At 69.4% G+C, this 26447-nt stretch carries 25 protein-coding genes; 15 read left to right on the top strand and 10 right to left on the bottom strand.

From position 1 onward, the window contains the following. Nucleotides 1-54 precede the first annotated feature (54 nt). From OG804_RS10690 to OG804_RS10680, 3 genes are all read left to right on the top strand, one after another. Nucleotides 55-912 carry a TetR family transcriptional regulator gene (locus OG804_RS10690; RefSeq protein ID WP_328396422.1) on the top strand — a complete coding sequence of 286 codons (858 nt, stop codon included), beginning with the start codon at nt 55-57 and terminating at the stop codon, nt 910-912. An 85-nt stretch (nt 913-997) separates the two neighbouring features. Further along, nucleotides 998-1300, top strand: coding sequence for a hypothetical protein (locus tag OG804_RS10685; RefSeq protein ID WP_328396421.1), 303 nt, complete (start codon nt 998-1000; stop codon nt 1298-1300). A gap of 130 nt (nt 1301-1430) precedes the next feature. Then, nucleotides 1431-2336 carry a LysR substrate-binding domain-containing protein gene (locus OG804_RS10680; RefSeq protein ID WP_328396420.1) on the top strand — a complete coding sequence of 302 codons (906 nt, stop codon included), beginning with the start codon at nt 1431-1433 and terminating at the stop codon, nt 2334-2336. Between the two features lie 26 nt (nt 2337-2362). Here the strand turns inward: OG804_RS10680 and OG804_RS10675 are convergent, their stop codons facing one another. From OG804_RS10675 to OG804_RS10660, 4 genes are read right to left on the bottom strand one after another with little or no spacing between them, the layout of a single operon-like run. Beyond that, nucleotides 2363-3664 (bottom strand): NtaA/DmoA family FMN-dependent monooxygenase, encoded by a 1302-nt coding sequence (locus OG804_RS10675; RefSeq protein WP_328396419.1) that lies wholly within the window; start codon nt 3662-3664, stop codon nt 2363-2365. An 11-nt stretch (nt 3665-3675) separates the two neighbouring features. After that, complete coding sequence (locus OG804_RS10670) at nt 3676-4644, bottom strand: LLM class flavin-dependent oxidoreductase (RefSeq protein ID WP_328396418.1); 969 nt, start codon at nt 4642-4644, stop codon at nt 3676-3678. Between the two features lies 1 nt (nt 4645). After that, nucleotides 4646-5365: an ABC transporter substrate-binding protein gene (locus tag OG804_RS10665; protein ID WP_328396417.1), complete on the bottom strand. Its 720-nt coding sequence runs from the start codon at nt 5363-5365 to the stop codon at nt 4646-4648. After that, complete coding sequence (locus OG804_RS10660) at nt 5362-6342, bottom strand: ABC transporter permease (RefSeq protein WP_328396416.1); 981 nt, start codon at nt 6340-6342, stop codon at nt 5362-5364. The genes OG804_RS10665 and OG804_RS10660 overlap by 4 nt, the downstream gene beginning before the upstream one ends. Nucleotides 6343-6772: 430 nt before the next feature. Between OG804_RS10660 and OG804_RS10655 the strand changes: the two genes are divergently transcribed. From OG804_RS10655 to OG804_RS10610, 10 genes are all read left to right on the top strand, one after another. After that, nucleotides 6773-7990, top strand: coding sequence for an acyl-CoA dehydrogenase family protein (locus OG804_RS10655; RefSeq protein WP_328396415.1), 1218 nt, complete (start codon nt 6773-6775; stop codon nt 7988-7990). A gap of 372 nt (nt 7991-8362) precedes the next feature. Beyond that, complete coding sequence (locus OG804_RS10650) at nt 8363-9070, top strand: hypothetical protein (RefSeq protein WP_328396414.1); 708 nt, start codon at nt 8363-8365, stop codon at nt 9068-9070. A 239-nt stretch (nt 9071-9309) separates the two neighbouring features. Continuing rightward, nucleotides 9310-10917 (top strand): ABC transporter substrate-binding protein, encoded by a 1608-nt coding sequence (locus OG804_RS10645; protein ID WP_328396413.1) that lies wholly within the window; start codon nt 9310-9312, stop codon nt 10915-10917. A gap of 5 nt (nt 10918-10922) precedes the next feature. Continuing rightward, nucleotides 10923-11882: an ABC transporter permease gene (locus OG804_RS10640; RefSeq protein ID WP_328398305.1), complete on the top strand. Its 960-nt coding sequence runs from the start codon at nt 10923-10925 to the stop codon at nt 11880-11882. A 52-nt stretch (nt 11883-11934) separates the two neighbouring features. Continuing rightward, on the top strand, nt 11935-12732 hold the full coding sequence (locus OG804_RS10635; protein WP_328398303.1) for an ABC transporter permease: 798 nt from the start codon (nt 11935-11937) through the stop codon (nt 12730-12732). Further along, the gene (locus OG804_RS10630) at nt 12729-12920 is read left to right on the top strand and encodes a hypothetical protein (protein WP_328396412.1); all 192 of its coding nucleotides are present in this window, start codon (nt 12729-12731) and stop codon (nt 12918-12920) included. Before OG804_RS10635 ends, OG804_RS10630 begins: the two co-directional genes overlap by 4 nt. After that, on the top strand, nt 12908-14554 hold the full coding sequence (locus OG804_RS10625; protein ID WP_328396411.1) for an ABC transporter ATP-binding protein: 1647 nt from the start codon (nt 12908-12910) through the stop codon (nt 14552-14554). The genes OG804_RS10630 and OG804_RS10625 overlap by 13 nt, the downstream gene beginning before the upstream one ends. Then, complete coding sequence (locus OG804_RS10620; protein ID WP_328396410.1) at nt 14554-15642, top strand: LLM class flavin-dependent oxidoreductase; 1089 nt, start codon at nt 14554-14556, stop codon at nt 15640-15642. The genes OG804_RS10625 and OG804_RS10620 overlap by 1 nt, the downstream gene beginning before the upstream one ends. A 1-nt stretch (nt 15643) precedes the next feature. Further along, on the top strand, nt 15644-17008 hold the full coding sequence (locus tag OG804_RS10615) for an NtaA/DmoA family FMN-dependent monooxygenase (RefSeq protein WP_328396409.1): 1365 nt from the start codon (nt 15644-15646) through the stop codon (nt 17006-17008). Then, nucleotides 17005-18138: an LLM class flavin-dependent oxidoreductase gene (locus tag OG804_RS10610; RefSeq protein WP_328396408.1), complete on the top strand. Its 1134-nt coding sequence runs from the start codon at nt 17005-17007 to the stop codon at nt 18136-18138. The genes OG804_RS10615 and OG804_RS10610 overlap by 4 nt, the downstream gene beginning before the upstream one ends. 31 nt (nt 18139-18169) lie before the next feature. Here the strand turns inward: OG804_RS10610 and OG804_RS10605 are convergent, their stop codons facing one another. Beyond that, nucleotides 18170-18892 carry an SDR family oxidoreductase gene (locus OG804_RS10605; RefSeq protein WP_328396407.1) on the bottom strand — a complete coding sequence of 241 codons (723 nt, stop codon included), beginning with the start codon at nt 18890-18892 and terminating at the stop codon, nt 18170-18172. A gap of 90 nt (nt 18893-18982) precedes the next feature. Here OG804_RS10605 and OG804_RS10600 point away from each other — a divergent pair, with 90 nt between their 5' ends. Then, the gene (locus OG804_RS10600; protein WP_328396406.1) at nt 18983-19411 is read left to right on the top strand and encodes a MarR family winged helix-turn-helix transcriptional regulator; all 429 of its coding nucleotides are present in this window, start codon (nt 18983-18985) and stop codon (nt 19409-19411) included. An 8-nt stretch (nt 19412-19419) separates the two neighbouring features. Here the strand turns inward: OG804_RS10600 and OG804_RS10595 are convergent, their stop codons facing one another. From OG804_RS10595 to OG804_RS10580, 4 genes are read right to left on the bottom strand one after another with little or no spacing between them, the layout of a single operon-like run. Next, nucleotides 19420-20766, bottom strand: a complete 1347-nt coding sequence (locus tag OG804_RS10595; protein ID WP_328396405.1) for an LLM class flavin-dependent oxidoreductase — start codon at nt 20764-20766, stop codon at nt 19420-19422. A gap of 2 nt (nt 20767-20768) precedes the next feature. After that, the gene (locus tag OG804_RS10590; RefSeq protein ID WP_328396404.1) at nt 20769-21509 is read right to left on the bottom strand and encodes an ABC transporter ATP-binding protein; all 741 of its coding nucleotides are present in this window, start codon (nt 21507-21509) and stop codon (nt 20769-20771) included. Beyond that, entirely contained in the window at nt 21485-22345 is an 861-nt protein-coding gene (locus tag OG804_RS10585; protein WP_328396403.1) for an ABC transporter permease, read from the bottom strand. The genes OG804_RS10590 and OG804_RS10585 overlap by 25 nt, the downstream gene beginning before the upstream one ends. Then, nucleotides 22345-23433: an ABC transporter substrate-binding protein gene (locus tag OG804_RS10580; protein WP_442941787.1), complete on the bottom strand. Its 1089-nt coding sequence runs from the start codon at nt 23431-23433 to the stop codon at nt 22345-22347. The genes OG804_RS10585 and OG804_RS10580 overlap by 1 nt, the downstream gene beginning before the upstream one ends. 869 nt (nt 23434-24302) lie before the next feature. Here OG804_RS10580 and OG804_RS10575 point away from each other — a divergent pair. Continuing rightward, nucleotides 24303-24845 (top strand): hypothetical protein, encoded by a 543-nt coding sequence (locus OG804_RS10575; RefSeq protein ID WP_328396400.1) that lies wholly within the window; start codon nt 24303-24305, stop codon nt 24843-24845. Nucleotides 24846-24860: 15 nt separating this feature from the next. On the opposite strand, the gene OG804_RS10570 is transcribed toward OG804_RS10575, so the two are convergent. Continuing rightward, nucleotides 24861-26432: an alkaline phosphatase D family protein gene (locus OG804_RS10570; protein WP_328398302.1), complete on the bottom strand. Its 1572-nt coding sequence runs from the start codon at nt 26430-26432 to the stop codon at nt 24861-24863. Between the last annotated feature and the right edge of the window lie 15 nt (nt 26433-26447).

Here is a 26447-nt window from a genome sequence, read left to right as displayed (position 1 = left end):
CTGCGTATATAATTTCGATACGCGAAACGTCGTCGTTCGGATATTCTGAACACCATGCCGGATGAAACTGCCGACTCGCCCCTACCGCCGCACGAGGCGATCCGGGCGGCGCGCCGCGTCGGGGGGCTGTCGCTGCGTGAGGTGGCGCGGCGGATCGGGGTGAGCCCCGCGACGCTCAGCGCGCTGGAGAACGGTCGCACCGGTCTCTCGGTCACCCGCCTCACCGAAGTGGCCGCGGCGCTCGGCGTGCCCGCGCATCAGCTGCTCGCGGGCCACGGGGCTGCGCCGGTATCGGCGCCGAACGTGGACGCCGCACCGGAGCCCGGGGCCTGGCGGGAGTTCGGGCCGCTGGGATACGACCCGGTGCTCACCGCCGCCATCGCCTCGTTCGTCGAGATCGGATATCACGGCACCACCGTGCGTGCGCTGGCCCGCCGTGCGGGGACCAGCGTGCCCGGCCTCTACCACCACTACCGGGACAAGCAGGAAGTGCTGGTGCGCATCCTCGACCTCACCATGGACGAACTGCACTGGCGGGTCGCCGCCGCCCGGGCCGAGGGCTCCGACGGGCCCGAGCGGGTGCGGCTGATCGTGGAAGCCCTGGCGCTGTTCCACACCCATCGCCGGGAACTGGGCTTCATCGGCGCCAGCGAGATGCGCAGCCTGCTGCCCGCCGACCGCGCCCGGATCGCTCGGTCGCGCAGCCGGATCCAGCAGATCTTGGACGCCGAGATCGCCGCGGCCCGGGACGCCGGCGCATTCACCGCACCGCATCCGCGAGCCGCGGGGCGCGCGATCGCCACCATGTGCACCGGAATATCGCAGTGGTACCGCGAGGGCGGTGACGCGACTCCGGAGGAGATCGCGGCGGAGTACGGCCGGTTCGCGCTGGACATGTCGGGTGCGGTGTAGCCGCCCTCCGGTCGCCGGGGCTGGATGAAAACAACTGTTGTGCCTCAGTTTTCGCGGCTATGGTGGTCGTGGACGGGAGCGTGCGATGGCTTTGGCACTGTGGGTGGGTTACCTCGTGCTCGCGGTGATCGCCCTGGCGGTGTGTGCCGGTCTCTTCGAGCCGGAATCCGTGGAGTTCGGGCTCGTGATGATCGGGGTCTTTGCGGTCCTCGGCCTGGTTCTGGTGCTGCTGCTCGACCGCGCGGAGCGCTGGGACGACCGTCGAGACAGGCGCAAAGCCGCACGCGGGCGGAACGCGGCCCGAACTCACCCGCCGGGAACTCGCCCGGACTCCGCCTCGGATTCGTGGGACGGCTACGACGGCGGGGGTGGCGGCGGGGGCGACTGACCCGGCCCCGCCTGTGTGTCCAGACCTCGGCCCCCTGCGATCGCGGCTTCGGCGCAGCCGGATCGAAACGATTTCCTCGGCTAGGGCCGCTGCGGACAATGACTTTCGTCGTCTGCGAAACGAGGATTCCATGTACGATATCCGGCGCCTGATCCTGCTACGTGACCTCTCCGAGCGCTCGACCATGACGGCCGTCTCCGAATTGCACGGGATCACCACCTCGGCCGTTTCGCAGCAACTGCGCATTCTGGAGGAGGAAGTGGGCACCGTTCTCACCCGCCGCGAAGGCAGGGTGCTGCGCCTGACCTACGCGGGTCGCGTACTCGTCGACCACACCTCCCGGATCGTGGCGGCGCTGGAGGAAGCAGAATCCGCGGTGGCCGCCACCGCGGAAAAGGTCACCGGAGTGTTGACCCTGGCGACCTTCCGCACGGCCCAGACGCGGTTCGCGTTACCCGCGGCCGCCGGTCTGATGCGTGAATATCCGGAGTTGCGGGTGCGCGTGGTGGAGTTGATGCCGGTGGAATCGGTGCCCGCCGTGCGCCGGCAGGAGGTGGATCTGGCGATCACCTACGCGTATTCCTTCGGTACCCGCGATCTTCCGCTGGGACTGGCCTCGGAGTTCCTGGGCAACGACCCGCTGGTGCTGATCGCGCCGGCCGGTCTGCGGGAGGAGGTCCGGCGGCGCGGTCTCGTGGCGGCCCGCGACGCCGACTGGATCGCCGCGCGTGACGGCGCACCCTCGATCGCCTCGGTGATGTTCGCCTGCCGGGAAGCCGGTTTCGCGCCGCGGATCCAGCACCGCAGCGGAAGTTTCACCGGGATGGCCGAAATGGTCGCGCACGGTCTCGGCGTATCCATCGTGCCGGAGATGTCGCTGTCCGGGGAACATCGCACGCTGGTGGCCGGCCCGGTGGCCGACAGCATCCGCCGCGTCGGCGTCACCTATCGCCAGACTTCGGCGGGCCGGCCCGCGGTCGCCGCCGCCATCCGCACCCTGCGCACGATCGACGCCCCACAGGAACTGGTGTCGTAGCGGGCGGCGCTGCCGCCCGGCGGATATCAGGCCGCCGCGTGCGCTGTGACGGGGCTGATCCCGAACCTCTCGCGCAATGTCGTCTCGGTGTACTCGTACCGGAACAGCTTGCGGCGACGCAGGATCGGCACCACCTCGTCGACGAAGATCTCCAGGCCCTGGGGGAAGGCGTCGGGCATGAGGTTGAAACCGTCGGCGGCGCCCGCACGGAACCATTCCTCGATAGTGTCGGCGACATCCTCGGGGGTGCCGATGATCCGGCGGTGTCCGCCGGCCCCGAACTCGAAAAGGGCCTCACGCAGTGTATAGGCCCGGCCGCGGGCGGCGATCCGGTCCCGGATACCGCGTACCAGGGATTCGCGGAACCCGAGCGATCCCTCGAACGCGTTCGGGTCGTCCAGGTCGGCCAGAAGATGTCGCGGGAAGGGATCATCGAGGGGCAGGTCCGTGAGATCGTGGCCCAGGGGCGCGCCCAGACGAGTGAATTCGGCGGCGGGGTCCTGGAGTTCGCGGGCCGTCTCGTAGCGACGTCGCGCCTCGGCGTGGGTGCTGCCGATGATGGTGATCAGACCGGGCAGTATCGCGATATCGCGCCGTGGCCGGCCGTGCCGGGTCGCCCCCTGTTTGACCTGTTCGTAGTGCTCGAGACCGGCGGCGAGGGTCATCTCCGCGGTGAACACGGCGTTCGCGGTGCGGCCGGCGAGGTCACGGCCCTGCGGCGAACCGCCGGCCTGCACGAGCAACGGATGCCCCTGGGGTGAGGCGCCCAGCGGCAGCCGGCCGGCGAGATCGAAGAACTCCCCCCGATGGGTGATCTCGTGGCCCGTGGCCGCACCGCGCCACAGCGCCAGGACGGCGTCCACGAATTCACCGGCCCGCCGATATCGGGTCGCGCGATCGGGATTCGCGGTGAGTCCGAAATTCCCGCCCGCCGCCGGGTTATAGGTGGTGACCGCGTTCCACGCGGCCCGTCCACCGCTGAGATGGTCCAGGGTGAGGATGCGTTCGGCCAGTTCCACCGGGTCGTTGAACGTGGTGGACAGGGTGCCGATGAGGCCGAGGTGGCGGGTGGCCGCGGCGACGGTGGCCAGGATGGTGGTCGGTTCCAGGGCGCGATCACCGGGTTTGCGCAGCGGATCCTCGCGCAGGGCGGGATTATCGGCGAGGAAGAGCGCGTCCAGGGTTCCGCGTTCGGCGAGGCGACCGATCCGGGCGAAATAGTCGCCGGTGGTGGTCGCGTCGCGGGGCAGGCCGGACAGTTGCCAGGCAACCGGGCTGATACCCAGATCCAGGACATTGATGTTGAGAACGATATGGTCGCGTGCCACGGGGGACTCCTTCACGCTGGGGCGTAGACCGCACGAAATCGGAGCGGATCCGGGTCGGGTCGCCGCGGGATGCCGAGGTGGTCGCGCAGCGTCGGCGCGTCGCCCGCCGCACCGGTGGCCGCGCGCAACCGGATCAGCCCCGCGTCGGCCAGCGCGGGCACGGTCGTGTCCAGGAAGCCGGGAAGTTCGGCCAGTCCGATCCGGACCAGCACCCCGGTGACCCCCCACGCGTCGTCGGCCAGTTCCGCTATCCGGGAACGCAATCGCGCGCTCTCACCGTGCAGGCGGACATGCGTGGTCACCGCGGGATCGGCCGGTACCGCGACCGCGCGATCACGCGGTGTCACGAAGGCGATATCGGTGACCCCGAGATGGCCGCTGTCGCCGGGCTCGTACTCCCAGCAGACGATCGGCTCGCCCTGCGGTGTAGTGGGCACGTTCAGCGGTCCGGTCGTGGCGAAGGCGCCGGTGTGATCGGCGTAGCGGACCTCGACGTCCGGGGTGCGGTCGATCGCGGCGGACGCACGCGTGAGCGATTCCAGCGGCCAGGTCCGCCACAGTGCGCGGGCGGCGGTCACCGCGTCGGCGAGCAGCTCGGCGCCGACCGGGCCGCCGGCCGGCGCCCAGCTACCGTGCCGGGTCGCGCCGAGCGCGAGATGCGCGTCGGAGCGCAGGGCCAGCCAGCCGGCCCGGCCGCGCGTGAGGTGATCGAGCGAGGCGAGGCGCCGGGCGATATTGAACGGATGATCCCGCTGCGGTGCGGCGGCGGCGACTATCCCCAGGCCCCGCGTGCGGCGCGCGAACACGGTGCCCAGCAGAGCGGGATTCAGGGACGCGCCGCCCGCGGCTCTCCGATCGGCGCCGAGGACGATATAGCCGACCCCCGAAGCGTCCAGGAGTTCGGGCACCTCACCGAATCCGGTGCGCGTTAGCCGGGCGAGCTGGTCGTCCGGGATCTGCAGGCCGAGTACGAGCGGCATCTCAGTCTCGCTTTCCGGATCGGTCGTCGATCCAGGCGTTGTAGAACCAGGGCACCGAGTTCGCGGCGTGGGTCAGGCCCTGGACGCGGGGCGCGACCCCGAATATCTGCGTGTACTCCAGCAGCGGGACCGAATACGCGTTGTCGATGACGTAATCGGTGTACTCGCGCAGGATCCGGGCTCGGCGGTGCGGATCGGTCTCGACGAGCTGGGCGCGCAGCAGCCGGTCGATATTCGGATCACTGCCGTCCAGGGCGTACAGGTCGCCGCCCGCGCTGTCGTAGTTCTGCCACAGGCGCACCGGGTCGGGGGTGGGCCAGCCGTTGCGGCGCAGCCCGACCTCGTCGGCGACGCTCGCGGTGGGGTAGTTCGCGAAATCGGTCTGGCGTACCTCGAGGTCGATGCCGACGCGGCGCAGCTGCCGTTGGATCAGCTCGTACATCGGCCGCGCGGTGTGGTCGTAGACGTCGACGTAGCTGAGCACCGACAGGCGTTCGCCGTCCTTGGTCCGGAAGCCCTCGGAATCCCGGGCGCCCCAGCCCGCCTCGTCGAGCAGTCGTCCGGATTCCGCCGGGTCGTAGCGGACGACGTCGGCGGCGGGCGCGACGATCATCGCCACGATGAGCAGCAGGACCAGCACGGCCGGAATGTCCCACGCGCCGAGGGGGAACCGGCGCGGGCCGTACCCGCCGGCGGCCGGCATCGCTGTCGTCGCGGTCATGCGAGGGCCTCCTGCGCCGGCCGTGACGCCGGAACGCACTGTGCGGTACCGGCTTTCCGGATCCGCGGGTCGATGATCGGGTAGACGAGGTCGACCAGGAGATTCACCACCACGAAGGTGATCGAGACCGAGATGACGACGGCCTGGATGATCGGGGTGTCCTGGTTGCGCACCGCGGTTTCGGTGAGGTAGCCGATACCTGTCCGGTTGAACACGGTTTCGGTGATCACCGAACCGGCGAGCAGCTCGCCCACCGTGATGGCGACGATCGTCACGGTCGGAATCGACCCGTTGCGCACGATATGACCGAAGATGATCCGGTGCGAGGGCAACCCTTTGGCCCGCAGTACCTCTACATACAGCTGCCCGTACGCGTTCGCCATACCCTGGGCCAGGATCTGCGCGATCGGCGCCGCCACCGGGACGGCCAGCGGCAACGCCGCGAACACCACCGACCGCAGCCCCTGATCGCGTACCGCCGATATCCAGCCCAGCTGGAACGAGACGAGTTGCAGGACGAGCAGACCCGATACGAACGCGGGAACGGACAGGAAGATCGCCGGAATCGTGCGGGCCGATTCCCGTAGCGGCGCCCACGGCGCGAACACCGCGACGGTGGCCAGGACGAAACCGATCAGCGCCGCCAGCGCGAAGGCGACCGAGGCGAGCGCGAGCGTCGAGGGGATCGCCGCACCGAGCAGCCGGGAGACCGACTGTCCACTGTTGAGCGAGTACCCCAGGTCTCCGGAGAAGAGCCGGGTGATCGAGACCGCGAATTGCACGTAGGCCGGTTCATCGAGTCGGTAGTAGGCGCGGAGCGCGTCGGCGTCCTCGTCGGTGATCGGGTTCTCGGGGTTGGAGATCTGTTGCTCGATCGGGTCGCCCGGCAGGACGTTGAGTATGAAGAACACGGCCGAATACGACAGGGCCACCACGAGGAGGGCCTGACCGATTCGTCGCCACAAATAGCCGGACACGAATGGGAACCTATCCGCAGTTCGGGCCGTGAGCCACAATTTCTCTCGAAAGGAGGATTAATCAGAGTGTGAAATTCAACTTAACTCTGCGGTAACGGTATTCGGTCCCGGATCGGGATATTCATATGATCCCGCTGATTTCAAAGGTTTTCCTTCGTAGCGGCCCCGGGGCACTGTCACAAGGGAATCGGCGGAAGGTCGAGAAATTCTGAACGAAATCGGTAGGCGAACTGCCTTGTTCGCCGGTCGGGGGCTTTCGATACTGGGAGCACCGGGCCGTCCTTCTCGTTTCGAATGGTTCGGATGGAAGCGTGACAGCACGCGTTCACCCCGCGGACCCCGCGCTGCGCCGGAGCGCACCTCGAGCACTGACGAGACCACAGCCGCCGGCCGCGGCCGACCGCGCCGGCCCCGATTCGGAGGAGATCCCATGTCCAGTACCGAAACCGTTGCCGCACCCATCCCGCGGCCCGGGTCCGCCGAGCTCGCCGAGCTCGTCGCCGAGATCGCCGCGGACGCGGCGCGCCGCCGGGCGGCGGGCGGTACCGAAACGCCCGCCGCGGCGATCGAGGCGATCAAACGGTTGCGGCTCGGGGCGGTCCGGGTACCGGTCGCCGACGGCGGCCCCGGCTGGACGGTGACCGAACTGTTCGCCTTCCTCATCGAACTCGCCGAGGCCGATCCCGACGTCCCGCACATCCTGCGGGTGCACTTCGGTTTCGTGGAGGATCTGTACCGGCTGCCGCGCACCGATCGCAAACAGGAATGGCTACCGGAGGTGCTGGCGGGCAAGCTGTTCGGCGGCGCGCTGACCGAACTCGGCACCAATCCGGTCGGCGACTACACCTACGACAGCACCCTCACCCCGGCGCCCGGGGGCTACCGGCTCAACGGCCGCAAGTTCTACAGCACCGGCGCGCGCTACGGCGACTATGTGCGGGTCACCGCGAACGCACCGGATGCCGGGGTGCTCAGCGCGATCGTGCCGGTGGACCGCGCGGGGGTGGAGCACGTGGACGATTGGGACGGTATCGGCCAGCGCCACACCAGCAGCGGTACCACCGTGTTCACGGATGTGGCGGTGGCGGTGGCCGAAACGCTGCCCTTCCGGGACCCGCGCGACAAGGACCGGCCCCGCCAGTCCTTCCCGCAGCTCTACTTGCACGCCGTCGCCGCCGGGATCCTGCGGTCGGTGGCCGCCGACGCCGCCGAACTGGTGCGTTCGCGGGTGCGCAACTTCGTCTTCGCCAATACCGAGGAACCGCGAAACGATCCGCAACTGCTGGCGGTGATCGGCGAACTGGACGCGGCGGCCTTCGCGGCGGAGTCCATTGTCCTGGCCGCCGCCGCGGCGCAGGACCTCTCCTTCGCCGCCGCCCGTTCGACCGGCGTGGATCCCGTCCTGGAGAACGACTCGTCGCTGCGCGCCGCGCAGGCCAAGATCGTCATCGAGGAATTCGCGTTGCGGGCCGCCGGCCGGATCTTCGATGTCGGCGGCGCCTCCGCCACCCGTGGCGGGGCCGGGCTGGATCGGCACTGGCGGAATCTGCGCACCCTCTTCTCGCACAACCCGGCGGCGTACAAGGCGCGGGCACTCGGGAACCTGCGGGTCAACGGCGAACCGTTGCCGCTTGCCGGTCACTTCTGAGCCGGGTCCCCGGCCGGCGGCAGAATCAGCCCGCTCGCCAGTGGGCGGCGGTGGACCCCCTGATTCTTCTCCGGCCGGACCCCTGGTTCCCACGGTGTCGTGCGACAGGGGTAGCGATCGTGCTCCCGAGTGACAATAATTACGCATCCTTCGGAAATCGTTCGATAACGCATATTGCAATGTGCGATCGAATGGCATAGGTCCGTTTCGGGCGTTTCTTCGTGGGCGGCGGCATGGTCCTGCTCAGGGCTTTTGCGGTCACCGTTTCGAATCTCGATGATTTTCTGAATCGCGGTGAGTATTGCCCTGTCCGTGCACAGGCCGCAGCGGCATATTGATTCGCACTGCAATAAGAAATGAGGGATGCAGTCGATGAGAATCAAGAAACTCGCTGTAGCCACGGCGCTGGCATCAGCGGCAATGACGGTAGCTGCCGGCACCGTGCACGCCGCGCCGACGCCGGCGCCCGGGGCAGTGAACTACACCGCCTCGGCGAACGAGAAGTCCACGATCATCGAGATCGCCGGCGGGTCGCTGTCCGCCGATAACGGGGTCTTCACGATCGCGGCCACCGACGGAACGGTGCTCGCGGGCACCGAACTGTCCTTCCGCGTGGATGATTTCGTGTTCCCCATCGCCGCCGAGATCGCCGGTGACCGGGCCACTCTGACTCCCCAGTTCGATCTCGGGCACGCGGTGTACCAGCCCGTCGCCCTGCCGTTCGAGGAGCAGGCGCCGTGGAAGAACTCCTACGACCGTGAGAAGGACGCCTGGAGCCGGCTGACCACGACCCTCGGCGCCGGTGCCACCGTCGGCACCCTGGTCGGGGGTATCGGCGGCGGCGCGCTGGGTTGCGTGCTGGGCGGCATCGCCGGGGCGACGGTGGCGTCCGCCACCATCGTCGGCCTGTTCGGGCCGTTCATACCGGCCGCGGTCGTCGGCTGCGTCGGCGGCATTCTCGCGATCGGGGCCCTGGGCACGCTGGCCGGACAGCTGCTGGTCACCGCGCCGGTGGCGATCCTCAGTGCGGTCCAGTACTTCACCACGATCAACCAGCCGCCCCCCGGGCCGGCGAAGTAGGCGATCTCGGCGACGGCCGGCGCCGCCCCATCCGACCCCGGAAACACTCCGGCCGGTCGGCCCGGCGGCACCGGCTCTCGCCGTCGCGCCCAAGGTTTGGATTCAGAGTGATCGAGACCGGCGACGTCGGCCCGGCCGCTCCTTAATGTCGTCCCTACCATCCGGGGCCGCCGCGCCGGCGGACCCGGCTCGATGATGCCGCGGCCGGCTACCGGCGCGGGTGCGATCCGGAGAACTCGATGAAACGACCCGTTGCCCTGTTCGGGGTGTTCGCCGCGACGCTCGCCCTCACGGCGTGCGGAGGCGGAGTGGCCCAGAACAGTGTCTCCGGCCCGCCGCAGCCCGGGGGAACCCTGCGTTACGGACTGTCCCAGGCGCCGACCTGCTCCGATCCGGCGCAGGGGGGCACCAACCAGACCATCTACCTCACCCGCCAGATCGCCGACTCGCTGACCGATCAGGACCCGGCCACCGGTGAGATCGAACCGTGGCTGGCCGAGCGCTGGGAGGTGAGCCCGGACGCCAGGACTTTCACCTTCCACCTCCGCGACGGCGTGACCTTCAGCGACGGCAGCCCGCTGACCGCGGAATCGGTACGCAGCACGCTGGATTCGATCGTGCACGTCCTGGGTGGTGCGAAGGCTCCGCTGGCGTTCGCCTATCTCGCCGGCTACACCGGTACCGACGTGGTGGACGCGCGGACCGCGCGAGTTCGGTTCGCCACACCCAACGTGCAGTTCCTCCAGGCCACGTCCACACCGCAGCTCGCCGTCCTCGCTGCGGCCACCACGGCGAAGCCGGCCGAACAGCGGTGCCTCGGCGATACGATCGGTAGCGGGCCGTTCACCTATACCGATTACCGCCAGGGTGATTCGGCGACGCTGTCCAAGCGCGCCGGATACAACTGGGGGTCGGCGGTATTCGCGCATCAGGGTGAGGCGTATCTGGATCGGATCGAGTTCACCGTGGTTCCGGAGTCCGGGGTGCGGACCGGCAGCCTGATCTCCGGCCAGCTCGACGCCACCAGCGACGCCCTACCCCAGGACGCGCCGCAGATCGAAGCCGCGGGCGGTCGTGTCGCCACCGCCTCGAACCCCGGTATCACCTTCGGTCTGCAACCGAACGTCACCCGGGGGCCACTGCGTGATCGCGCGGTCCGCACTGCGCTGCTGCCCGCGATCAACCGCCAGGAGCTCGTCGACACGGTGCTGGGCCCGCAGTTCAAGTCCGCGACCAGCCCGCTCGCGCACACCACGCCCGGATATGTCGACCTGAGCGGTGAACTCGGGTTCGACCTCGACGCGGCGAAGCGGACTCTCGACGCGGCGGGCTGGGCCCCGGGCGGAGACGGTATCCGCGTGAAGAACGGTGCACGCCTGTCGTTCGGGGTCCTGTTCAGCGCCGCCTTCGCCGGTAACCAGGCCATCCTCGAACTGCTCCAGCAGCAGTTGCGGTCCGCCGGTGTCGAACTGCGGCTCGAACCGGCCGCCAACGCCGACTACACCGTGCGGCAGAACACCAAGGATTTCGACACCATCTACTACAACGTCACTCGGGCCGACGGCGACATCCTGCGCGCGAATTTCGGGCTGGACGCCCGCAATCTGAACGATCGCGGCGCGATTCCCGCGCTGGACACCGTGCTGTCCGGCCAGCTGGCCGCCGTCGACACCGCCGCGCGTGCGGGGCTGATCGGAGAGGCACAGCGGTTGCTGCTCGACGAAGGACTGTGGGTCCCCACCATCGAACTCTCCCAGGCCATCGGCGTCGGGAACACGGTGCAGGCCCTGACCTTCGAGGCGTCGGCGCGGCTGCAGTTCTACGACACCTGGCTGAGCGGCCGGTGACTGCGATGGCCCGGTATGTGGTGCTGCGGGTGCTGCAGGCGGCCGGCGTGTTGTGGGCGGCGTTCACCATCTCGTTCGCGGTGCTGTATCTGCTGCCCGCGGATCCGGTGGCGCTGGCCGTGGACGCGAGTCCCGGAACGCCGGTCGACGCGGCCGCGGTGGCCGAACTGCAGGCCAGGTACGGTCTGGACAAGCCTGTCTGGGAACAGTATTGGACGGCGTCGACCCACGCGGTGCGCGGTGACCTGGGCTCGTCGCTCACCACCGGGCAGACGGTCGTCGCGGCGATCGGGGAGGCCCTGCCCTCGACGCTGGCGTTGGCCGCGACCACGCTGGTGCTGGCTGTGGTGTTCGGGTCCGCGCTGGCCCTCGCCGCCGCCTACACCGAACGCAACTGGCTGCGCGATCTGCTGACCGCGCTGCCTCCGGTCGGGGCGGCCATGCCGACGTTCTGGGTGGGCCTGATCCTGTTGCACCTGTTCTCGTTCCAGCTGCGCCTGGTCCCCGCGTTCGGGGGCACCGGGTTCACCGGGACGATCCTGCCGGCGGTCACCCTGGCCATCCCGGTGGGCGCGGTGATCGCGCAGGTGCTCTACAGCAACCTGGTCAGCACCTGGCGGCAGCCGTTCGTGGAGGTCGCGTTCGCCAAGGGCGCGTCGCGCGCCTGGGTGCAGTGGCGGCATGTGCTGCGCGCGGCGGTGGGGCCGGCCCTCACCATCGCCGGTGTGTGGGTCGGGACGGTGCTCGCCGGATCGGTGATCGTGGAAACGGTGTTCGCGCGCGCCGGAATCGGCCGACTCACCCAGACCGCGGTACTGAACCAGGATATTCCGGTCGTGCAGGGCATCGTGGTGTTCAGCGCGGCGGTGTACGTCCTGGTGAACCTGATCGTGGACCTGGTGTATCCGCTGGTGGACGCGCGCGTGGTGGACGGCTTCCGAGGGAAGGAGGCGGCCCGTGCCTGAAGTTCGCGAACTCGTCGCGCCGACCCAGGAGAAGACGCGGTCGCCGCGCCGGGTGCGTACGGCATACAGTGTCCTGCTCGCCGGCATCGTGCTGATCCTGGTCCTGGGCTGGGCGGCCGTGCCCTCCCTGTTCACCCGGGGCGATCCCCTGGCCGGTGTGCCGAGCGAGAAATTCCGTGGGCCGAGCCCGCAACACTGGTTCGGCACCGACAATCTGGGTCGCGACCTCTACACCCGGGTGGTGCACGCGGCGGCGCTGTCGCTCACCGCGACCGTGCTCGCCGTGGCGATCGGGCTGGTGGCCGGATCGCTGCTCGGTGTAGTGTCGGGCGCGGTCGGCGGCACACTCGACAGCGTCGTGATGCGGTGTGTGGACGTGCTGCTGTCCATTCCGGAACTACTGGTCTCGCTGGCCCTGGTGACGGTGCTCGGATTCGGTACCGGCAATGTGGCGCTCGCGGTCGGGGTGGCGCTCATCGCGCGGTTCGCCCGGGTGATGCGCGCGGAAGTGCTGCGGGTGCGGCAGGCTCCCTATGTGGAGGCCGCGCGGGCCTGCGGGGTGCGCTGGTACGGCGTGCTGTTCCGGCACGTGCTGCGCAATTCCTATGCCCCGGTCGCCGCCCTGGCCGCCGTGGAGTTCGGTCTCGCCGTGCTCGCCGTCTCCTCGCTGAGCTTCCTGGGCTACGGCGCCGCGCCGCCGACTCCCGAATGGGGGTCGCTGATCTCCGAGGGACGCAACTATCTGGCCACCGCGTGGTGGCTCACCACCCTGCCCGGCCTGGTCATCATCGCGGTGGTGCTGGCCACCCAGCGGCTCGGCCGGGCCCTCGCTCAGGAAGGACTGCGGTGACAGGAGACGAGGCCGGCCGTTCCCGGCTCGGGTACGCACCGGGCGGTATCGCCCTGCCGGGATCCGGCGACGATCCGCTCGTGGCGACCATCCGCCGGGCCCGCGACTTCCTGCGCGCCGGCTGGCGGTTCGAGGCCCGGCTGGCCGAACGGATGCCGCAACTGTTCCTCGCCGGGTGGTCGCTGTGAGCGGGGCGGCGCCGGGCACCGGGGAACCGCTGCTGCGGGTCGACGGACTGACCGTCGAGTACGCGACCGGCTCCCGGACGACCACCGCGGTGAACGGGGTTTCGCTGGCGATCCACGCCGGGGAAACAGTCGCCGTGGTGGGGGAGTCCGGATCGGGGAAATCCAGTCTGGCCCATGCGGTGATCGGCCTGTTGAGCAGCGGGGGAACGGTCACCGCGGGCACGGTGACCTTCGGCGGAGACCGGATCGACCGGCTACCGGCGCGTGCGTGGCGGCGTATCCGCGGCGCCCAGATCGGACTCGTCCCCCAGGACCCCGCGGTATCGCTGAATCCGGTGCTTCGCATCGGCGACCAGGTCGCCGAGACCTTGCGGATCCACGGGCGCGCCGACCGGCGGACCGCGCGGTCCGAGGCGGTCCGGATCCTCGCCGAGGCGGGCCTGGATCGACCGGCGCTGCGGGCGCGGCAGTTCCCGCAGGACCTTTCGGGCGGCCAGCGCCAGCGGGTGCTGATCGGGATCGCGCTGGCGTGCGGACCGCGCCTGGTCATCGCCGACGAACCGACCAGCGCCCTCGATGTCACGGTGCAGCGCCGGATCCTCGACCATCTCGCGGGCCGCACCGCCGAATCGGGAACCGCGGTCCTGCTGATCACCCACGACCTGGGTGTCGCGGCCGACCGTGCTGACCGGATCGTGGTGATGCGGCAGGGCCGGATCGTGGAATCCGGCGCCGCCGACGAAGTGTTCACCGATCCGCGTCACGAGTACACGCGGCGCCTGCTGGCCGCCGCGTCGGGGACGAGTCGTCCGCGCCGTGCCGTCCGCCCGCGCGCCGCCGCGCCGCTGCTGTCGGCCAGTGGTCTGCACAAGACCTTCCGGTTGGAGCGCGGCGCCACGCTCGCGGCCGTCGCCGATGTCTCGCTGACGATAGACCGCGGTGAAACCCTGGCCGTCGTAGGCGAATCGGGCTCGGGCAAATCCACGACGGCGCGGATCGTCGCCCGGTTGGAGACGCCGGACCGCGGCACCGTCGAATTCGACGGCATCGATATCAGCGGACTGCGCGGCGCCCGGCTGCGGGAGTGGCGGCGGCGCGTCCAGATCGTGTATCAGAACCCGTATGCCTCGCTGAACCCCAAACTGACGGTCGGCAGCATCGTGGCGGAGCCGCTGCGGGCCTTCGACATCGGCGATCGGGAGACCCGCCGCACCCGTATCGCCGAGCTGCTCGACCAGGTCGCGTTGCCGGTCTCCAGCGCGCAGCGGCGTCCCGCGGAATTGTCGGGCGGCCAGCGTCAGCGGGTGGCCATCGCCCGTGCGCTGGCGTTGCGCCCGGACCTGGTCGTCCTCGACGAACCGGTTTCCGCACTGGATGTCTCGGTCCAGGCGCAGATCCTGACGCTGCTCGACGATCTGCAATCGGAACTGTCGCTGAGCTACCTGTTCGTCTCCCACGACCTCGCCGTGGTCCGCGGAATGAGCGACCGGGTCGCGGTCATGCGCGACGGCCGCATTGTGGAAACCGGCCCGACCGCGGAGATCTTCGAAGCTCCCCGGCACGACTTCACCCGGGAGCTGCTGCTCGCCGTGCCGGGCGCCGTCCGCCGTCCGCAGAGAGAAAGGACCGCGTGATGCCGCATGCTCATCCACTGCTGCTCGCCGTCGAATTGACCGGAACCGGTGCGCATCCCGCGTCGTGGCGGCGCGCCGACTCGCGGGCGGAGGAGCTGTTCACCGCCGGGTACTGGGTGGACGCGGCGGTCGCCGCGGAACGCGCCGGCCTGGATCTCGCCTTCCTGCCGGACTCCTTCGCCCTGCAATCCGGTGGCGCCCGCGGGCGGCTCGAGGCGGCCGGAATCGCCGCGCGGGTCGCGCCGGCCACCAGTCGTCTCGGCCTGATCCCGCAGGTTCCGGTCACCCATACCGAACCGTTCCACGTATCCAAGGCGATCGCGAGCCTCGATTACGCCACTCTCGGCCGCGCGGGCTGGGAGGTGACCGTCTCGCCGGGCGAAGGTCAGGCGCGCCTGTTCGGCCGGAAACCCGAACAGGCGGCGGACTCGCTGTGGCACGAGGCGGACGAGGCGATCCAGGTCGTCAGCCGGCTCTGGGACAGCTGGGAGGACGACGCCGAGATCCGCGATACCGAGTCCGGCCGGTTCATCGATCGCGACAAACTGCATTACATCGATTTCGCCGGTGACAATTTCTCGGTCAAGGGGCCCGCTATCACTCCCCGCCCGCCGCAGGGGCAGCCGCTGGTCGCGGTGCGGGCGGACGGGCCGCACGCCACCCGGGTCGCCGTCCGGCACGGTGATCTCATCCGGATCTCGGCCCCGGATCTCGCGGCCGCCGCCGCGGCGCGCACGGTGTTGCGGTCCGCCGCGGCCGCCGCCGGCCGCGACCCCCGCCATATTCGCGTCCTGCTCGATATCGACGTCCATATCGCGGATTCGGCGGCCGACGCGGCGGCCGAGCTGGCGCAGCTGGAGGGCTGGACGGCCACCGAGGCGACCGGCAGTCTGCGGCATGTGGGCACCGCGGGGTCGCTGCGGGATCTGGTGGGCGAGGCGCAACAGGAATGCGCCGCCGACGGACTCGTCCTGCGACCGCTGGCCCTCGCGGCGTTCCTGGCCCGGATACCGGACCCACTCCTGGGGCTACGCGGTCGCCTGGGGCTGCCGCAACCGCTCAACCGTTACGCGATCGATCGGGGATGACATGCCGAAGCGCAAGGTAGGCAAGCAGATCCATCTCGCCGCTCACTTCCCGGGCGTCAACAACACCACGGTCTGGAACGACCCCGGATCCGGTAGCCAGATCAGTGTCGACTCGTTCACCCATCTGGCGCGCACCGCCGAGCGCGGGCTCTTCGATTTCTTCTTCCTCGCCGAGGGTTTGCGGCTGCGTGAACACCGCGGCCGTATCCATGATCTGGACGTGGTGGGCCGGCCCGATACGTTCACCGTGCTCAACGCGCTCGCCGGGGTGACCACCCGGCTGGGTCTGGCGGGCACCATCAACACCACGTTCAACGAACCTTTCGAACTGGCCAGACAGTTCGCCACACTGGATCACCTGTCCGGCGGCCGGGCCGCCTGGAATGCCGTCACCTCCTCCGACGCGTTCACCGGCGAGAACTTCCGGCGCGGTGGCTATCTCGAACACGCGCAGCGGTACACGCGCGCCGCCGAGGTGATCGCCGCGACACGTGCGCTCTGGGACAGCTGGCCGTCCGACGCGCTCGTCGTCGACCGTGAGCGGGGTGTTTTCACCGAACCGCCGCCCGATTTCCGGTATCGGGGCGAGCAATTCGATATCGAGGGCACGTTCGTCCTACCGCGCAGCCCACAGGGCTACCCGGTGCAACTCCAGGCCGGTGACTCCGAGGAGGGCCGCGAATTCGGCGCCGCCACCGCGGACGCGATCTTCAGCCGCCACGGTGAGCTCACCGCGGGCCAGCAGTTCTACACCGATATGAAGAACCGCCTCGCCAAGTACGGCCGCGACCGCGACGAGCTGTTGATCCTCCCCGCGGCCACCTTCGTGCTCGGCGACAACCGCGCGGACGCCGAAGAACGGGCCCACCACATCCGCCGGCAGCAGGTGGGCCCACAGACCGCGATCTCGTTCCTCGAACAGGTGTGGGGTCGCGACCTGTCCGCCTACGACCCCGACGGGCCCCTCCCGGATGTCGACCCGGTCGACGATGTGACCATCACCCGGGGCCGGGTGCGCCATGCCAGAGATCCGCTGGCCGTGGCGAAGGAGTGGCGGGCCCGGGCCGAGGCGGACGGTCTCAGCATCCGTGAGCTCATCATCGAGGTCACCGCGCGACAGCAGTTCGTCGGCTCGGCGGCGGAGGTCGCGGCCGAGATCGAACGGTATGTGCGGGAGGACGCCGCCGACGGTTTCATCCTCGTTCCCCACCTCACGCCCGCCGGACTGGACGAATTCGTGGACACAGTGGTACCGGAACTCCAGGAGCGCGGAAGTTTCCGTACCGAATACACCGGCGCGACCCTGCGCGAACATCTGGGTCTGCGCCATCCCCATCACATCGGAGAAAAGGCGCGAGCGTCATGACGGTACCCCTATCGGTTCTGGACCTGTCGCCGATCAGCACCGGATCGGACGCACGGCAGGCGATCCGCAACACCATCGACCTCGCCCGCCACGCCGAGGCGTGGGGCTACCGCCGGTTCTGGGTGGCGGAGCATCATTTCGTCGCGGTCGCCTCCTCGGCGCCGACCGAACTGATCGCACTCATCGCCGCCGCCACCGAGACCATCCGGGTCGGGTCGGCCGCCGTGCAGGCCGGCTACCGGACCTCGGCGTCGGTGGTGGAGTCCTTCGGCACGATCGATGCCCTGTACCCCGGGCGGCTGGATCTGGGTCTGGGCCGTTCGGCGCATCTGATATCCCAGCTGCGATCGCCGGGTGCGTCACCGCCGGCCGCACCGGAACGTCCCACTCTGGTGCGTGACGGGGTCGTGGTCCCGCCGCCGTTCTCGCCGGCGCAGATCCGTGACACCACCCGGCTCGCGGCCTCCCTGGAGGCGCTGCGGCTGCCGGGCGCGGAACCGCTGGACTACACACAGCAGGTCGAGGAGATCCGCGCGCTGCTGGCCGGGACCTACACGAGCGCCGACGGTATCGGCCTGCACGCCGTTCCGGGAGAGGGCGCCCGGATCGAGCTGTGGCTGTTCGGCAGCAGCGGCGGGGAGAGCGCCCAGCTGGCGGGTCGGCTGGGGCTGCCGTTCGTGGCGAACTACCACGTCTCGCCGGGGACGGTGCTGGAAACCGTCGAGGCATACCGGAAAGCCTTCCGCCCCTCGGCACATCATCCGGAGCCCTATCTGGTGGTGTCGGCCGATGTCGTCGTCGCTCCCGACGACTCCACCGCCCGTCACCTCGCCTCCACCTATGGGCACTGGGTGTCCAGTATCCGCAGTGGCGCCGGCGCCGCCGAATATCTGGACCCGGATATCGCCCCGCCCCTCACCGATTACCAGCGGCGCCTGGTCGACGATCGGGTGAACACCCAGTTCGTCGGCACACCGGCCGCGGTCGCCGCGCGACTGACCGCGCTGCGCGATCTCACCGGCGCCGACGAGCTGGTGGTCACCAGCGTCACCCATCGGCACGCGGACCGTCTCACCTCCCACCGCCTCCTCGCGCAGGAGTGGGGGCTGCGCGGTGCCCGCGCGGCGTGAGGCCGGCCGGGCCCCGCGGAAGGACTCCGGGTCAGAACACACCGCCCCCGGCGGGCACCGACGCGCCGGTGATCCACCGTGCCTCCTCGGACACGAGAAAGGCGGTGATATCGGCGATATCGTCCGGTTCGCCGATCCGGCCGAGCGGTACCGTCGCGGCGATTCGATCGATCTCGGCGCCCCGGGCGGCGGTGAGGCCGTCGGTGCGCACGGCGCCGGGCAGCACGCTGTTGACCGTGATGGCACGTGGTGCGAGTTCCCGGGCGAGCACCCGGACCAGTTGCTCGGACGCCGCCTTACTGGCCGCGTAGACGCCGGAGCCGGGCCGGTGGGTGGCGGTGGCGCCGGAGGACACCAGCACTATCCGGCCGCTGTCACGCAGCCGGTTGGCCGCCTCGCGCAGCGTGCGGAAGGTGGCCTTCGTGTTGACCGCGAACATCAGGTCGAAATCGTCGTCGGTGGCCTCGGCGATCGGGGCGAAGCGCGCGATTCCGGCGTTGCTCACCACGATGTCGAGTCCGCCGTAGGTGTGCTCGGCCGTGTCGAACAGGTGGCGCAGCTGGGCGGCGTCGGCGATGTCCGCCCGTACCGCGATCGCGCGGCCGCCACCGGATTCGATCGCGGCGACGACCTGTTCACCGGCCGCGCGGTCCGAGTGGTAGTTGACGACGACCGAGGCCCCCGCCCGGCCGAGCCGCTCGGCGACGGCACGGCCGATACCGCGGGAACTACCGGTGACTATCGCGACGGGCACGGCTACCTCCAAAAGTCGACTAACTCGATAGTCGAGATCATCAACTAATTGTTCCGGTATGTCAACTGTCGATCATCTAAACTGCCTGGTGTGGCCGCGAACGATGACAACCTGGTTGCCGCCCTGGGCGGGCTCTATCGCGAGGTGAACGCGTTCTACGGCGCGATCGCCCGGGATTTCGGCCTCACCGCGCAGCAGATCGCACTGCTCTGTCAGGTGAAGGACGAGCGGCCGACCTTCGGTGAGCTGGCGAGTTCGCTCGGCTGCGACAAGACGAACATCACCGGCATGGTGGACCGGCTGGAACGTCGCGGATATGTGGCGCGGCAGCCGGATCCGGAGGACCGCAGAATCAGCCGGGTCGCGCTGACCGCGCAGGGCGTGACGGCGGGCAACGATATCCGTGCCGCGATCGCGGAAAAGCTCGCCGCCCAGCTGCCGCAGTTCGCCCGGATCGAACTCGCCGCCGCCGCGGCCGATCTGGTAGCCGCACTATCGGACCGCGGCGGTTCGAACTAGCCGCGGCGTTACCCGGCCACGGGCTGCGGCGCGAAACGGCTCACCGGTGTGGGCAGCCCGAAATGGTCGCGCAGCGTGGTGCCGGTGTACTCGGTGCGGAACAGCCCGCGCTGCCGCAGGATCGGCACCACCGTCTCGGCGAAGACCTCCAGACCACCGGGGTAGTACGGCGGCATCACGTTGAAACCGTCGGCGGCGCCGGAGCGGAACCATTCCTCGATGGTGTCGGCCACCTGTTCCGGCGTGCCGGCGAACACCCGATGCCCGCGCGCGCCCGCCAAGCGGTGCAGCAATCCGCGCAGAGTCGGGCGTTCCCGCTGCACGATTCCGGCGACGACCTGGCGCCGGCTCGCGGCATTGTCGGTGACATCGCCGGCGTCGGCGAACAACTCGACCGGCACCGGTTCGTCGAGTTCCAGATGCCGCAGCGATTCATGGGCCAGAGATTCGAGCTGCTTGATGCCGTACTCGGGCACGGTGAGCTCGTTGAACTCCCGTTCCAGCTGCTTCGCCTCGGACTCGGTCCCGGCGATGAACGGACTGATCCCGGGCAGGATCTTCACATGATCGGCCGCGCGGCCGAATCCCTGTGCCCGGCGCTTGATATCGGTGTAGAAGGCCTGCGCGTCGCTGAGCCGCTGATGTGCGGTGAAGATGGCCTCGGCATACCGGCCGGCGAACGCACGGCCGTCGTTGGAGGCTCCCGCCTGGACGAGCACCGGATAGCCCTGAGGTGTGCGCGCCGCATTGAACGGACCGCGCACCCGCAGATGCTCGCCCGCGAAATCGATGGTGTGGATCTTGTCCGGGTCCGCGTACCGGCCCGCCGCGCGGTCCAGCAGGATCGCGTCGTCCTCCCAGCTGTCCCACAGCGCCGTCACCGCGTCGACGAATTCACGGGCCCGGGCGTAACGCTCGGCATGATCGGGATGCCGGTCGAGCCCGAAATTGGCCGCCGCCAGATCGGTGCCGGTGGTGACGATGTTCCACCCGGCCCGCCCGCCGGAGATATGGTCCAGCGACGAGAACAGCCGGGCCAGGTTGTACGGCTCGTAGTAGGTGGTCGAGGCCGTGGCGATGAGACCCAGATGCGTGGTCGCCGCGGCGATCGCGGTCAGCAAGGTGATCGGTTCCAGACCGGGCGCCGCATTGTAGGCGACATTGGTGCGCAGCGCGGGCCCGTCGGCGAAGAACACCGCGTCGAAGGTCGCGGCCTCGGCGGTGCGGGCGATCTCCTGGTAGTAGCGGACGTCGTAGATCCGGTCCGGGCTGCTGGACGGGTGCCGCCAGGCCGCCTCGTGATGACCGGCGGGGTAGATGAATGCGTTGAGACTGAGCCGTCGTGGTTCGGTCATCGTCAGTCGTCCTCGTATCGGTTCGGCTCACCGGCCACGCCGAGCGCGGCCAGGAGTTGTTCGCGGTAGTGGGCCACGGCGGGATCGCCGTGCCGGCGCGGCCGGGCCTGCTCGACGGCGAGATCGAGCGCTATCCGGCCTTCGTCGAGGACGAGAACACGGTCGGCGAGCAACACCGCTTCGTCGACATCGTGAGTTACCAACAGCACCGCCGGGCGGTGGCGTGCGCACAGATCCTGGAGCAGCCGATGCATCCGGATCCGGGTCAGCGCGTCGAGTGCGCCGAACGGTTCGTCGGCCAGCAGCAGCGCCGGCTCCCGCACCAGCGAGCGGGCGAGGGCCACCCGTTGCTGCTCGCCACCGGAAAGCTCACGCGGCCACGCTTTCTCGCGTCCGGCGAGACCGACCTCCGCGAGCGCGTCCCGGCCGCGTTGACCTGCCCCGGAACCTGTCAGCCCGAGGGTGACATTATCGAGCACTTTGATCCAGGGCAGCAGCCGGGAGTCCTGGAAGACCACCGACCGTTCCGCGGGGACGGTCAGTTCGCCGTCACCGGCGACCTCATGATCCAGTTCGCCCAGGGCCCGCAGCAGTGTGCTCTTCCCGGAACCGCTGCGCCCGAGCAACGCTACGAACTCGCCCCGGGCGATATCGAGATCCACGCCGCGCAGCACGATCCGGTCCCCGAACCCGCGGCGCAGATCCCGGACCCGCACCGTCAGTCCGCCAGTGTCTGCCGCCATGCCAGCGCCTTCCTCTCCAGCGCGCGAACCGCGAGGTCACCGAACAGGCCCAGCAGGCCGTAGATCACGAGGCCGACCACGATCACATCGATCTGCCCGTAGGTGCGCGCCTGCGTCATCAGATAGCCGATGCCGCTGGTGGCGTTCACCTGCTCCACCACCACGAGAGCGAGCCAGGAGATGGTGACCGCCAGCCGCAGACCCGTGAAGAAACCCGGAAGCGACCCGGGGAGCGCGACCCGGCGGATGAACCCCCACCGGGACAGCCCCACCGTCTGCGCCAGCTCCACATACCGGGCATCGACCCCGCGCAAGTGGGCGTGGGTATTGATATAGACCGGCACCAGCACGCTCGCGGTGATGACGATCAGCTTCATCTCCTCACCGATGCCGAACCACACGATGAACAGCGGGATCAGCGCCAGCGTCGGAATAGACCGTTTGATCTGCACCGGCCCGTCTACGACGGCCTCACCGATCCGGCTCAATCCCGAGACGAGGGCGAGCACCAGCCCGATCGACACGCCGAGCGCGAGGCCGGTCACGGCCCGCTGCAGAGAAGTGAGCAGATTGGACTGGAGGGTGCCCTCGGCGGCCAGGTCGGCCGCCGTGCGCGCCACCTCCCACGGAGCCGGCAGCGTTTCGGGATCGAGTGCGCCGGACAGCGATCCGATGATCCACCCGGCCAGCAGCAGGACCGGTCCCAGCGCGAACGCGAACGGAATCGGACGGCCGGGGCCGAGTCGGACCCGGCCGGCGGCCCGGGCGGAACGGGCCCGTGTCGCGAGGGGAGCGGCGCCGGTCCGCGCGCCCGCGGAAATGTCGATGGTGGCCATTACCGTTTCTCCTGCTCGAATCGTGCGCCCGCCGCGGTGACGGTCTGGCCGATCACCTCGTCGAAGCGCTGATCGAATCCATCGGCGGCATCCACCGCACGCGGCAGCTGACCCGCCGCGTCGATCACATCGATGGTCGCCTGCTGCTGATCGATCAGGTGCTGATCCAGCCGCGGGAAGGTGAACTCCCCGAGAGAATCGACGATCCGGCCGGCGTCCTCGGCACTGAGTTTCTGATTCTCGATGTAGTAGATCCGCGCCCACTCGTCGCGGTGGATGTTGGTCCACTGGAAGGAACGCACGAACGCCGCGACCAGTGCGCGCAACGCGGCGGACTTGGCCGGATCCTGAGTCGCCTCGCGGCGGGCATACAGGTACCCCAGACCGAAGTAGGTGCCCTCGGTCTCCGAATCCGGGATGACGGTGGCGCCCGGCGTGCGCAGGAAACGCGTGAGCCGCGGTTCGTTGAGCGGTGCGATATCGACCTGACCGGTGCGGACCGCGTCGTTGAAATCGGCCAGCTGCAGTCGCACCAACTCGACATCGGAAGTGGACAGCCCGGCCTTGTCCAGCGCCCGCAGCACCGCCGCCTGCTGGGCGGTACCCTCGGCGTACGCGATCTTCTTACCCTTCAGATCGGTCAACCGGGTCGCGGTGACCCCCGGTGCGACAGCGAGTTTGATGCCCTTCGGGTCGGTCTGATACGCGGCGATGATGGGCACATCCTGCCCGGCGGCCAGCGCGTGGATCGGCGGCACATCGCCCACCGGCGCCACATCGGCGGCACCGGCGCGGAACGCCTCGAGGATTTCGGGTCCGCCGATGAAATTGGCGAATTCCACCTTGAACGGAAGCTTCTCCAGCTCGCCGGACGCGCGCAGGGCGGTCTGGAACCGCTCCTGCTGATCGGCGATCACGAGGGTGGTGCCGGGAGGAACCTCGGTGGGCAGCGGTGTATCGAGGGCCGCGCCGCCGGGTTCGTCGCTATTGGTGCACCCGGTCAACGCCATTCCGACGGTGGCGACAGCCAACAACACTGCGACCGACCGGTGACGGAGACGCGCGGCGAGAGAACGGGGTTGGTGCATAGGCGAATTGAAACAATGCTCACGGCGCGGGGGAATGATTAATTCGGGGGTGATCCGAACTATGGCTCGCGAATCACGGTCGGTGTTCTCGGCGCCGCCTGCGGCGTCGCGGGTCGGGGCCCTTGTCAACCCCGGCTGTGTTTGTTTGCCCCGCCTTCGGCGGGGCGGGGTCGGGGCCCTTGTCAACCCCGGTTCTTCACTCCTCCGCTCAGTCGCTGCGCTCCTTCGCTCTGTCGCTCCAGAACCGGGGCGGGCCCCGACTGTGTTTGTTTGCCCCGCCTTCGGCGGGGCAGGGTCGGGGCCCTCGTTAACCCCGGTTCTTCACTCCGGCACTCAGTCGCTGCGCTCCTTCGCTCTGTCGCTCCAGAACCGGGGCGGGCCCCGACTGTGTTTGTTTGCCCCGCCTGCGGCGGGGCAGGGTCGGGGCCCTTGTCAACTCCGGTTCTTCACTCCGCCGGTCAGTCGCTGCGCTCCTTCGCTCTGTCGCTCCAGAACCGGGGCGGGCCCCGACCACGGAATGCTGACCTTGTGAGGTGGGTGGGTGAATTGTGGAGGTGAGGAAGGCGGTTCACCTGTGGAGGTGTGGGGTGGATGTTGGCCGGCCGGTGTGTCGGCGGGTGGGGGATTGTCGGTCTGGGTGTGGGGCTCGCGCCTTCGGCGCATGAGCTTTGGGTGTTGAGCGGACGGGGATGGGCGTGAGCTCTGAGGGTTTCGCTGGACTGGGTGCGGGGAGGTGGGTCGTTCTGGGAGGGGTACCGCTCTTGGTTTGTGATTCAGCTCTCGACAGGGCGCGAGCCGTCGAATATCGTACCGTTAAATAACGGGACGATTTTTAAGTATCTGTTCCGGGAGTCGAAAGGGAGACGCTGATGACCGCACTCCACAGAGCACTTACTCCTTCCGCGCCGGCCGGCGCTCGGCACGCTCTCGCGCTGGTGCTGCTCACCGCCGCGGTGGCCGCCGCGAGCCTGGTCTCGGGCGTGGGCACCGCCCGTGCCGCCGGCCCGGCCTGCTTGTGGGCGGGCGGTGCGCACGGGCAGGGCACCACGGTCGCCGCGGGCGGCTGGCGCTATTCCTGTGGCACCGATCCGGTCGGCGGCCCCTACTGGTATCGCGGTGAGCGGGTGGAACAGGCCAGTACGGTCGCCAACCCCGGCGCAATCGCCCACCCCGCCGGACAGTTCAGCCCGGGCGCCCGCCAGTTCGGCACCGACTACAACGACTACTGCGTGGGCGCACAACGCATCTCGGGCACCGACGACGTCTATCAGGTCGTGGCGGATCACACCGGCTACCTGTTCTGGAAGGCCGCGGCGCCGATCCACGAATGGCGGTTCGACGCCGGTTCCGGGCCGCAGCCGTCCCGGCGCGGTATCAGCGGATGTTCCGACGACAGTTGGCCGTTCTTCTGACCGGACCGCCCGGGATCACTGCCCGCCGGGGTGGATCCGTCCGCCGTGCGGGAGCGCCCATGTGGCACCGAGATGTATGCCGGTACCCGGGTCGGTCACCTCGGTGACGTAGTACCACTCCATCCGCACCCGGTCGGTGTCGATATCGACCACGCCGTAGCCGTGGGAATCGAGTTCGGCGTAGCGGATGTGCGGATTGAGGGCTCGTGTCGCCTCCGCGAGTGCCACGGACGCGGTGCGGGGAGGTCCCGGTAACAGGTCGCCGATCCCGGCCGACGTCACCGACGGCACCACGAATTCGGCCCCGGTGGTCGGCCCGGCCGGGTAGCGCGCCGCCTCCAGCGGGATATCCGCAGCCCAAGAACTGTGGATATCGCCGGTCAAGAAGACGACGTCGCCGACCCCGCGGTCGGCGAGGGCGCGCAGCAGCCGGTGCCGGTCGGCGGTGTATCCGTCCCACTGGTCGGTGTTCGGCGCGAAACCCTCACGTGGGATGCCGAATACGTCGGTGACCGCCGCGCTGGTCGCGGGATCCAGCGGCGGGAACGCCAGCGGTGCGATCATCACCGAATTGCCGACCAGCTGCCAGCGCGCGGTACCCGACACCAGACCCGCGGTGAGCCACTCCATCTGGCGCTCGCCGGTCATCGTACGGGCCGGATCGTCCCCCTCCCGCGAACCGTCCCGGGGTTGCCGGTCCCGGTAACTGCGCAGATCCAGCATGGACAGTTCGGCCAGGGTGCCGAATTTCAGACGCCGGTAGAGCCTGACTTCCCCGTCGGCGAACGAGGCCCGCACCGGCATCCATTCCACATAGGCGCGCGCCGCCGCGGCACGCCGATACCGCCAGCTCCCCTCGGATCCGGGGTCGTGGTTCTCCGCGCCGCCGGACCAGGCGTTGTTGGCGAATTCGTGATCGTCCCAAGTGCAGATGAACGGCACGCGCGCGTGCAGGGCCGTCAAGTCCGGATCGGTCTTGTACTGGCCGTGCCGGATCCGGTAGTCGGCGAGCGAAACGATCTCGTGCGCCGGCTCGTGCCTGCGCACCGCGCCGCCGCGACCACCGAACGAGCCCGCCGCGTACTCGTAGAGATAGTCGCCGAGATGGACGACGGCGTCGAGGTCATCGCGCCCGGCGAGATGCCGGTAGGCGGCGAAGTAGCCCGCTTCCCAGTTCGAACACGAGACGACGCCGAATCGCAGTCGTCCCGGCGCCGCGGACTCCGCCGGCGCGGTACGCGTACGACCGACCGGAGAGGTCACCCCGAGCGCGCGGAAACGGAAGAAATAGTCACGCGCCGCCGCCAGCCCCCGCACATCGACCTTCACGGTGTGGTCGGATTCCGCGCTCGCCGTGACAGTTCCGGCGGCGACCACGGCGCCGAATCCGTCGTCGGTGGCGAGCTCCCAGTCCACCGTCGCCGCGCCGCCGACGCCCGATCCGGGGACCGCTCCCGGCCCGACCGTCACCCGGGTCCACAGGATCACACCGTCCGGTAACGGGTCACCCGAGGCGACACCGTGCCCGAACACCGGGACCGCCGCGTGCGCGGCCGGGACCGGTAACCCGCTCGCCCCGGCGACCATCGCCCCGGCCCGCAA

The sequence above is a fragment of the Nocardia sp. NBC_00416 genome (assembly GCF_036032445.1).
In the GTDB taxonomy this organism is placed as follows: domain Bacteria; phylum Actinomycetota; class Actinomycetes; order Mycobacteriales; family Mycobacteriaceae; genus Nocardia.
This window is presented reverse-complemented; position numbering and strand designations above follow the sequence as displayed.

Bases quoted from the DNA above. Each gene is read 5' to 3' on its own strand.
- OG804_RS10690 (WP_328396422.1), top strand. From the start codon at position 55: ATGCCGGATGAAACTGCCGACTCGCCCCTACCGCCGCACGAGGCGATC.
- OG804_RS10685 (WP_328396421.1), top strand. From the start codon at position 998: ATGGCTTTGGCACTGTGGGTGGGTTACCTCGTGCTCGCGGTGATCGCC.
- OG804_RS10680 (WP_328396420.1), top strand. From the start codon at position 1,431: ATGTACGATATCCGGCGCCTGATCCTGCTACGTGACCTCTCCGAGCGC.
- OG804_RS10670 (WP_328396418.1), bottom strand. From the start codon at position 4,644: ATGCCGCTCGTACTCGGCCTGCAGATCCCGGACGACCAGCTCGCCCGG.
- OG804_RS10665 (WP_328396417.1), bottom strand. From the start codon at position 5,365: ATGACCGCGACGACAGCGATGCCGGCCGCCGGCGGGTACGGCCCGCGC.
- OG804_RS10655 (WP_328396415.1), top strand. From the start codon at position 6,773: ATGTCCAGTACCGAAACCGTTGCCGCACCCATCCCGCGGCCCGGGTCC.
- OG804_RS10650 (WP_328396414.1), top strand. From the start codon at position 8,363: ATGAGAATCAAGAAACTCGCTGTAGCCACGGCGCTGGCATCAGCGGCA.
- OG804_RS10645 (WP_328396413.1), top strand. From the start codon at position 9,310: ATGAAACGACCCGTTGCCCTGTTCGGGGTGTTCGCCGCGACGCTCGCC.
- OG804_RS10640 (WP_328398305.1), top strand. From the start codon at position 10,923: ATGGCCCGGTATGTGGTGCTGCGGGTGCTGCAGGCGGCCGGCGTGTTG.
- OG804_RS10620 (WP_328396410.1), top strand. From the start codon at position 14,554: ATGCCGCATGCTCATCCACTGCTGCTCGCCGTCGAATTGACCGGAACC.
- OG804_RS10615 (WP_328396409.1), top strand. From the start codon at position 15,644: ATGCCGAAGCGCAAGGTAGGCAAGCAGATCCATCTCGCCGCTCACTTC.
- OG804_RS10610 (WP_328396408.1), top strand. From the start codon at position 17,005: ATGACGGTACCCCTATCGGTTCTGGACCTGTCGCCGATCAGCACCGGA.
- OG804_RS10595 (WP_328396405.1), bottom strand. From the start codon at position 20,766: ATGACCGAACCACGACGGCTCAGTCTCAACGCATTCATCTACCCCGCC.
- OG804_RS10590 (WP_328396404.1), bottom strand. From the start codon at position 21,509: ATGGCGGCAGACACTGGCGGACTGACGGTGCGGGTCCGGGATCTGCGC.
- OG804_RS10585 (WP_328396403.1), bottom strand. From the start codon at position 22,345: ATGGCCACCATCGACATTTCCGCGGGCGCGCGGACCGGCGCCGCTCCC.
- OG804_RS10580 (WP_442941787.1), bottom strand. From the start codon at position 23,433: ATGCACCAACCCCGTTCTCTCGCCGCGCGTCTCCGTCACCGGTCGGTC.
- OG804_RS10575 (WP_328396400.1), top strand. From the start codon at position 24,303: ATGACCGCACTCCACAGAGCACTTACTCCTTCCGCGCCGGCCGGCGCT.
- OG804_RS10570 (WP_328398302.1), bottom strand. From the start codon at position 26,432: ATGGTCGCCGGGGCGAGCGGGTTACCGGTCCCGGCCGCGCACGCGGCG.